Annotated in this window: 1 protein-coding gene; it reads left to right on the forward strand. The window is 75.3% G+C overall.

The features are described 5' to 3' along the window. Nucleotides 1-693 precede the first annotated feature (693 nt). The gene (locus RBH18_RS43655; RefSeq protein ID WP_306216404.1) at nt 694-1,116 is read left to right on the forward strand and encodes a hypothetical protein; all 423 of its coding nucleotides are present in this window, start codon (nt 694-696) and stop codon (nt 1,114-1,116) included. Nucleotides 1,117-2,307: the final 1,191 nt, after the last annotated feature.

Raw genomic sequence — 2,307 nt, forward strand, 5'->3', positions numbered from 1 at the left:
TCAGTGCCGGGTGTGACCGGGACCGTGGCCAGGTAGGCGGGTTTGTCGGCGGTGGTCGCGTCGCGTGGCGGGACCGGGTTGATGCGGCGCGGTTCGCCTACCTGCTGCAGGCCGTAGGTCTGTTGGGCGGCACGGAAAGGTGCCGAGCCACGGTTACCGAGGACGGCCGGCATTGGTGTGGTGGTTGGCCGGGATCCGGTGGACTTGGGGGCTGACTTGGCGGGGCCCTTGCCCTTCGGCGCTCGCGAGGGGGTCTGCACGGTGGGCGGGGCGGCCGGGCCGGTGGCCGTGTCCGTGCTTTCTGCCGGCGCCGGGGCGGGTGCGGTTTCGGCCGCGGGTGCGGTGTCGGATGCGGTCTCGGCTGTGGGTGCAGTGTCCGGCGCGGTTTCGGCTGCGGGTGCGCTCTCGGGTGTGGTTTCCGGCGCGGTCTCGGGCGCGGGTGCGGTCCCGGGTGTGGCTTCCGGCGCGGGTGCGAGTGCGGTTTCCGGTGCCGGTGCCGGTGCCGGCGCGGTCTCGGTTTCGTTTTCGGGCTCGGTGTCGGATCGGCTGTCGATTGGCGAGACCGGGGAGTCGGTGAGGTCGACGGCCAGGTCCGACTCGGTCAGCGGCGAGACGTCCGCGGTGGCCGGAGGAACCGTGGTGTCCAGCGGCGGGAGGTCGCGGGGGTTCGCCCGGGTTGCCGGGGAGTCGCCGGTGGGGGTGGCGCTGCTGCTCTCGGGAGAACGCGTCGCACTCGGCTGCGCTTGGGACGCCGTCGCCGGGCCGGCGCCGGTCGCGGGCATCGCACTCGGAGCGGCTGCGGCCGGCATCGCGCCGGTTGGGACTGCTGTGTTCGGTGCCGTGCCGGTCGTGACGGCTGTGTTCGGCGTCGTGCCGGTCGGGGTCGCCGTGTCTGGTGCCGTGCCGGTGGGGGCTGCTGTGGCCGGCGTGCTGCCAGTGGATGTGCTGCCGGTCGGGGTGGCTGTCGGCGCTGCGGTGGGGGTGTCGGTGCTGGTCGGGGTGGTGGCGCTGATTGGCGCGGCTTGCGGCGCGTTGACTGGTCCGGCTTGGGGTGCGGTGACCGGCGCAGCTGCCGTCGGAGTGTCCACCGTGGTGTCGATGGGGGCGGCGGGCTGAGCCGGCGCGCTCTGGCTTGGGACCGTGGCCGGGTTCTGCGCCGGGTTGGTCGAGGTGGCTGGGGCCGGATTCGCTGCAGTGCCGGGGGCGCTCGGCGGATTCACGCCAGTCGTGGGCGAAGTCGCCGGAGCGCCCTGGGGCGACGTGGTGGAAGTGCCTTGCGGCAACGTGGCGGGAGTGCCCTGCGGCAATGTGGTCGGGTTGCCCTGGGGCGACGTGGCGGGAGTGCCTTGCGGCGAGGTGGCTGGGGTGCCTTGGGGTGATGTCGCGGGGGAGACCTGCGGACTCTGTGCCGGGTTGCTCTGGGCGGCCTGGTCGGGGGCGCCGACCGGCGGGGGGTTCTGCGCCCCGGCCGGGGCGGGCGCGGGGGCAGTGGCCTCGACGGGGGCTGGCGCGGGGGCAGTGGCCTCGACAGGGGCTGCTGCCGGTGCCGGTGCCGGTGCCGGTGCCGCGGCTGCGGGTGGGGCGACGACCGTGGTGTCGAAGCCGGGCAGGCCCTGGGGCGCGGGCGCTCCGGTGGGCGAGGTTGCAGGCGCGGGCGCTCCGGTGGGCGAGGTCGCGGGCGCGCCGGTCGGCGCGGGGGAGGCAGCGGGGTTGGCGGTGGGAGCCGGGGCGGGGCTTGCGACATCGCGCGGCGTTGGCGTGGAGGTTGCCGGGCTGGGCGCGGGCGCGCCCACCACAGGATTGGCCGTCGGCGCCCCCGTTGCGGGTTGCGGCGTGGGGGATCCAGCGGTGGGGCTGGGCGAGGGGGAACCCGCTGTGGGACCGCCCGTGGGTGAGCCGCCCGTGGGTGAGCCGGCCGTGGGAGAGCCGCCGGTGGCGTGGGGTGTCGGCGATCCGGCTGTGGGGCTCGGCGTCGGCGATCCGGCTGCGGTGTTCGGCGTGGGCGAGGCTGTTGCGGGGCTCGGGGCGGGGGTCGCGGCCGGCGCGGCCGGCGGCGCCACCGTGGTGAAGGCGGTGGGCGGAGGCTGGCTTGTGGCGTTTGCGGGCGGTTGGGTCGTAGCGGGGGCTGGGGAGCCGGTGCCGGGGGAGCCGGTGCCCGGGGCGGGTTGTTGGTTGCCCGTCGCCTGGGGTTCACCTGGACCGTCCACTTTGGTAGTAGCGTCCGCGTACGGTGGGGGACTCTCGCCGATTTCGCCGTATGGCGGCGGCGGTTCCTCATAATCGTTCGTCGGTGGTTGACTGGTGTTT

Source organism: Actinoplanes oryzae (assembly GCF_030757795.1).
Lineage (GTDB): Bacteria > Actinomycetota > Actinomycetes > Mycobacteriales > Micromonosporaceae > Actinoplanes.